The organism is Endozoicomonas atrinae (assembly GCF_001647025.1).
GTDB classification, from domain to species: domain Bacteria; phylum Pseudomonadota; class Gammaproteobacteria; order Pseudomonadales; family Endozoicomonadaceae; genus Endozoicomonas; species Endozoicomonas atrinae.
Genome location: NZ_LUKQ02000290.1, coordinates 1 through 6,099, shown reverse-complemented (window position 1 = coordinate 6,099; position 6,099 = coordinate 1). Strand labels below are relative to the sequence as shown.

At 42.7% G+C, this 6,099-nt stretch carries 3 protein-coding genes and 1 pseudogene; 3 read left to right on the top strand and 1 reads right to left on the bottom strand.

Translation table 11 applies throughout. From position 1 onward, the window contains the following. Positions 1-190, top strand: a pseudogene (locus AK963_RS35850) (IS630 family transposase); the annotation flags it as partial. Here the strand turns inward: AK963_RS35850 and AK963_RS24435 are convergent. Next, positions 180-584 (bottom strand): EamA family transporter, encoded by a 405-nt coding sequence (locus tag AK963_RS24435; protein WP_139117632.1) that lies wholly within the window; start codon positions 582-584, stop codon positions 180-182. The pseudogene AK963_RS35850 and the gene AK963_RS24435 overlap by 11 nt on opposite strands. Before the next feature lie 158 nt (positions 585-742). Here AK963_RS24435 and ruvB point away from each other — a divergent pair, with 158 nt between their 5' ends. Continuing rightward, complete coding sequence (ruvB, locus tag AK963_RS24430; RefSeq protein WP_066018003.1) at positions 743-1,744, top strand: Holliday junction branch migration DNA helicase RuvB; 1,002 nt, start codon at positions 743-745, stop codon at positions 1,742-1,744. A 231-nt stretch (positions 1,745-1,975) separates the two neighbouring features. Further along, positions 1,976-6,010, top strand: coding sequence for a hypothetical protein (locus AK963_RS24425; RefSeq protein WP_066018001.1), 4,035 nt, complete (start codon positions 1,976-1,978; stop codon positions 6,008-6,010). The last annotated feature ends 89 nt before the right edge of the window (positions 6,011-6,099 follow it).

Here is a 6,099-nt window from a genome sequence, read left to right as displayed (position 1 = left end):
ACCATTCGCACCGGAGTTAAACAGCTCAGAAAGGCTATGGGAGTGGATGCGGGAGCATGACTTATCAAACAAAGCATTTTCAGGTTATGAAAATATTGTAGATTGTTGCTGTGAAGCTTGGAATAACCTTTGCAGCGAAGCTGGTCGACTGTTCAGTCTGTGCTCCCGTGATTGGGCAGTTATACAGTAGTTAGAAAATTCAATTGGTATAATTTCTCACCATAAGCAATACGGCCGGTTAGAACCAGGGTGAGTGGCAGTAGAAAATAACCCAGGGAAAGCTCTGTGGTCAGGTCATTGATTGGAGCCCAGACGAAGAGCCACCATTGAAAACCGACCAGTATTGTACCAGCGGCAAGCCAAAGCATGTTTTCTGGTTGTTTCAGTAGTTGCTGGAACAGTTGAAACTTCCTAAGCAGTAGCAGTGACGCCAGCGCGGTGACCGATGAAAAGAGGATGCGGTTCCAGAACAGAAGGGAACCGTCTAATGGGGTTAGCCACTGGACATACCAGGGTATAAGACCAAACATCAGTGATGCGAGGATCGAATAGCCCAATCCGGTGGAAGATACGGACGATGACATTACTACTCTGCCAGGTTAGAGGTTTACCGCATACTGCGGACAGCTTTTCGATTCTAGTCTTAGACAAAATAACCGGCAAGCTCGGTAAACCGTGGATATCCATTCGCACCTGGCATGAGAAGTGTTAGTCTGATTTAAGATGATTCTTGGAAAAAGTTATGATTGAAGCGGATCGCTTGATTTCGGCCAGTGAACGCCCGAATGAAGAGGCTCAGGATCGGGCTATTCGGCCCGTGAGGTTGAGTGAGTATACAGGGCAGCCAAAAGTCAGGGAGCAGATGGAGATATTTATCCAGGCGGCCCGAAAGCGTGGTGATGCCTTGGATCATACGTTGATATTTGGTCCGCCGGGATTGGGAAAGACAACACTGTCCCATATTCTTGCCAATGAAATGGGCAGTAATATCCGTTCGACTTCTGGCCCGGTTATTGAAAAAGCGGGTGACCTTGCCGCGCTCCTCACTAACCTGGAGCCAAATGACATCTTATTTATTGATGAAATTCATCGCCTCAGCCCCGCCGTTGAAGAAGTGCTCTATCCTGCAATGGAAGATTACCAGCTGGATATCATGATTGGAGAAGGGCCTGCTGCACGATCGATCAAGCTGGATCTTCCTCCCTTTACACTCGTAGGTGCGACCACGCGTGCAGGGCTATTAACCTCACCTTTAAGGGATCGCTTCGGTATTGTGCAGCGGCTTGAGTTCTACAATGTTGCAGACCTGAGTTCAATCGTTCTCCGTTCCGCGGGTATTCTCGGGGTGCAGATGGATATGGAGGCGGCTAATGAAGTGGCTCGCCGTTCAAGGGGGACGCCACGCATTGCGAACCGTTTGTTGCGGCGAGTCAGGGATTACGCGGAAGTAAAAGGAGATGGCACGGTAACCCGCGAACTTGCTGATGCAGCCCTGAATATGCTGGATGTTGATGCCAGTGGCTTTGACCATATGGATCGTCGCCTGTTGCTGGCTATGATTGAAAAGTTCGATGGCGGTCCTGTCGGGGTTGACAGTCTCGCTGCTGCCATCAGTGAAGAGCGGGATACCATTGAAGATGTGCTTGAGCCCTACTTGATTCAGCAAGGGTATATTATGAGAACACCGAGAGGTCGGATATTAACTAAGAACGCTTATCTACATTTTGGCTATGATTACCCCTAGAACCTGTTGAGACTGGTTAGTAGCTGGACGGTACGTCATAGCCGAATGGCTTATCAGTCTTCTGTGCTATCGTTACGGTACTTTCAAAGGCGACTTGCCTTGATGAAATGTCGCGTGATGATATTCCTTGCGGGAATTCTCATGGCAACGCCTGACACACTGTGTATGGAAAAACATCAACAGGCTTGGTCAATCTGACGGTATGATTTTAAAAAAAACAGGATGTAAACGATGCTCCCAGCTGGAAAGCCTGAAATATCGATTTCAGTGTCTCCCGGGATGCAGGGAGGTGCTGAAAATAAATCAGGGCCAGAGCACCCAAAAGGAGAGGTAAGAATTTCTGGAATAAAAAGGATGGTTTCTCCCTGCGTAGTCATGGGACAAGTTTTGAGCACTGAGAACGCGATAGGCGAGAGGGGCGATAATAAGGGAGAGAGTATAGGATGTGCAAAAAAAGCCATAGGATGCCGCTTGGTTGGTAGGCCTGAATTTATACTAAGAAGGATGGCTGGTGTTCAGGAAAGTGGCAGCCCAATACCTGATGTCGTAGGGGCTTATTCAGCTCTTAAGGGGGCAGAGAGCAGTGCTCTGGAGCAAGTTGAAGACTTTTCAGTAATGCTGGGGTTTGTCAAAGGTTTAGGGGTTGCAAGTAAAACAGGTCAAGAGCCTGACACCTCTCTTTTCAGAGGGTGGCAGCACCCTGTCGTGGAGAATCTTGTAGCACTGTTTGATAGTGGAAACCTTTCGTTAAATTCGTGTTATGAGGTGAGGGTTTATGCAAGGAAAACTGAAGATAAAGTATATTTACACATAAAGAACACACCTCCTGCCACATTGATGACTCCTGAAATTATCGATCATAAACATAACCCCTTTGAGTCCGATTTTTTTGCCCCGCCTGCACAGTATGCTCCAGGGTATGGCCATGATGACTACTGTATTGAGTTGGAGCATTCAGGGGATGGGGTATTTTCAGAATTACTTAAACGAGCAAGGTCAACTCCGCCGAGTGAAGAAAAATCAAAAATGAAATTCCTGATTCGTTTTCGAAAAAAAATTCCGGAGGATCAGGTTGCTTCTACTTTGGCTAACTTTCGTTTGGTGGTAGGTAGTGTGGATAGAAATCAACTTTATTATTCATGTTGTATGCCTGTAAAGAGTGGTGAGAAAAATAAATTATATATTGAGTTTCAAGTGCCATTAATTGACTGCCCTGCTCCAAATCTGGATGAAATTATTGATGAGTATAAGGAGTTTAAGTCAACAAAAGACAGGCTGGAAAGAAATTCAGATGGAAGTATAAATAACCAAAAAAATAGGGAACTGCTTCATCGGAAATCCATACCTGTTGCCAGAAATACAGAGCAGGCTTCCCCGGATAAAAATGTTTTCACTGATGGCCCTCTTGGTTCAGGAATTGCCCAAAGTGTGTATCGTCATGGAGATATTCTGAGTGTGGCGATGAAGTTTCTAAGAAATCCCATGAGTCCGATAGAGGCAAGAATCGTAATTAATACATTGAAATTGACACAAAATTTGGTTTCACGTGTGATGAAGGATCCCCAGCTTAGAAAGGATGGAGAAATAGAAGTTGTTCTCAGTCCTATCGAATATATAGCTGTGGAGGATGAGGCAGGAGTGAGCAGTGATGAGTCGGTGCATGAACTTGAAACACCTGAGAAAACTGAATCAAATGGTTCCACACCTGAGAAACAAGAAGTTCCGAGAAGATTAAGAAATAGTACATCAGAATCTAAAGCTTTCAATAATGTTAATCTGGTGGATATACCATTGATGCCAGAAGACGACTACCCGAAACAGTCTTCACCATCAGGTGCACATAGTTTGGTGGCTGAAACAGCAATGAATGGAGGGGGAGAAACGAGGAGTCATAGGGTTAATGGAGTGGTAACAGTGGTAGGAATGCAGAAACAATACAAAGAGCGGGAACGGGTTGATTATATTTTGAAGGATCCAAATGAAAAACCTGAAATTAAAATAGAAATAATTAAAGGTATTTTTGACTTGATTGATCGGTGTGATCAGTTTACCAGGAATGGTCATGGCTTAATCAAATGTATTATTGATGGGAATTTTGCAAACTTTGCCTATAACAGAAAAAAGCATCAGCTTATTTACCTTGATGTTGCTCCTGCAACGGTTATGATTGATGGTCAGATTTTACCAGGTAACCAATTTATGATGGACTGGTTTCCTGAGAGGCAAGCCTTTATTTATAAAATGTCTCAAGATCCACAGATGTCAAAATTGTTTGTACTCGTGATGTTGACAAATGATCTTCGTCAACTTGAAAAAATACAATCCAGATTTGAAATAGAGTCGATTAGTAGTGATTCTCACAAAGAGGAAGCTTCTTCGCTACGTGACGTGGTAAGCAAGGCATCCTCTTTACTAGCTGAAGATGATCGATTTTTATCTTGGTGTGGTTTTCATTTTTTCTCAGGCGCTCAAACGATTTTAGAAATGGAAGCTGCGAATAAGTCCCTTTTTCCAAAGGCAGTGTCAGTAATACCAGGGGTTACCGAAGGTGAGAGCGGACTTATTCGCACCTTCCAAAGGTTTGGATGTAAAGAGGGTGATTACCTGGGCGTTGTGATTTTAGGGGTTTTATCGAAGTCATTCGATGACTATATACAAAGTCCATGGGTTGATTTTGATCAGTGTGCAGGATATCAGGTTCATCCTGTTGGGGCGGAAAAAATAAAGTCTTTGCCATTATCAAGAAGAATGGAGTTACTTCGGTTGTTGTCTGATGTGGTTTTTGATCATATGAAAGGAATAAAAAGGAGTCTGGCTGCAATACCTAAAGGAAGAGTTGAAAGGAGCGGTTTAATTTCTAGTGGTATAACAGAAAATATATTGTCAGATATTGAATCTGAGCAAATGATGAAGATGCTGATAAAGGGCGATATGGAACATTACTTTTCAGCTGGTAAACCTAACGAAGAGAGTTTTTTTGCTGTTGCTTTTCGCTGGTTGAAAAAAATGGAGGATTGTCGGAAATGTATGCCAATAGGCGTCAAGACTATTGATAGTGTTAATGAATTAAAGTGGCAGTTATTACAGGGTGCAAATATTGATGCTGAAGATAGTAATCAAGATAAAGTGATTACCATACCTTGCTTTCAAAGGATGATGAAAAGGGTTTATGGTAGAAGAATTAATGTCATCCTGGTTGAGCCTTTTTATGGGCATGATAGAGTGTTTCGAACGGGGTTGTATCAATGGAGGTCGACCTCTCAAGGTCAAGCGCTTCGCTTAGAAGAATGCACGGGAGTTGAGGCATTTCTTGAAACTTTGGAAATTTCAGCAAGAGATACAATGGTTCTGGTGAATCATCAGTCGGATAATTCGTACCTGGTTGGTGATGTTTGTAAATACTCATGGTCTGCTATTTATGTTCATAATAGAGGATGGCCTGTGATTCGATTATATAGTGCCTTACAAGTTTCATATCAGCAATGTCAGGATAGTGATGCAAAGGTATTTTTTGAAAAAATCATTCATGGTTTGAAACAGCTCTACGAATTCAGGAAGAAAAGCAGCCCACGAAGTTCAAGGAGCGAACAGCTGTCAGACGAAGGATTTCTTAGCAAGCTTGTTAGGTGGGTTCCAGAAAGTTGTGCTGGATTCAATAAAGATAAAACAGGTGCTGAGAGTGTTGATATTAAAATGCATTTGTCTTCTAGTCTAATGACTCGATTCAAGCCATGGCTACGTGGATATATTGATATGGTGCAAGATGAATTTGGAAAAGAGCGCTCACCTAGAATCTATCTTATTATGCCATTACCTTCAGAAAACTCTGCAGAATATGCCCGTTGGATGTTGCGTGTTACTAGGGATAAAGAGGGGCATGAGCTATCATTTATGAACTTTAATGGCGGGCTTACTATGGATGTGCTCCAAGAAAAAATAAAGAAAAGTATCAGAGAAAGGGCATCTTCCATAATTGACTTTATGTATATAGAGGGTTGCTATGGATATAGATCAGGTAATTTCCTATCATATAGAGAACAAACTATCACTGTGTGCAGTGGTTATAATGAAGATTTTCTCAAAGAAATGGATGCTAATAGGTCTGCAGACCTATCTATGGAATCTACTGCCGGTATATTTTACGCTTACAGGATGAATCCACATGTTTCGTATGATACTGATGATATGAACTCTCTGGAGATTGAGCAGAGGGTTTATAGAGGACCAAGGGAATGTAATTTAAATTGTGTAAACGCTTGTCGTTAATACTCCAAAATGGAGAATAACAATGAGCGTTGAAATCAACGAAAAACTGGTAGATCAAATAGCCAGTCAGATTAAAACTCAGGATGATC

Coding starts and splice junctions, on each gene's coding strand:
- AK963_RS24435 (WP_139117632.1), bottom strand. CDS start 584: ATGTCATCGTCCGTATCTTCCACCGGATTGGGCTATTCGATCCTCGCA.
- ruvB (WP_066018003.1), top strand. CDS start 743: ATGATTGAAGCGGATCGCTTGATTTCGGCCAGTGAACGCCCGAATGAA.
- AK963_RS24425 (WP_066018001.1), top strand. CDS start 1,976: ATGCTCCCAGCTGGAAAGCCTGAAATATCGATTTCAGTGTCTCCCGGG.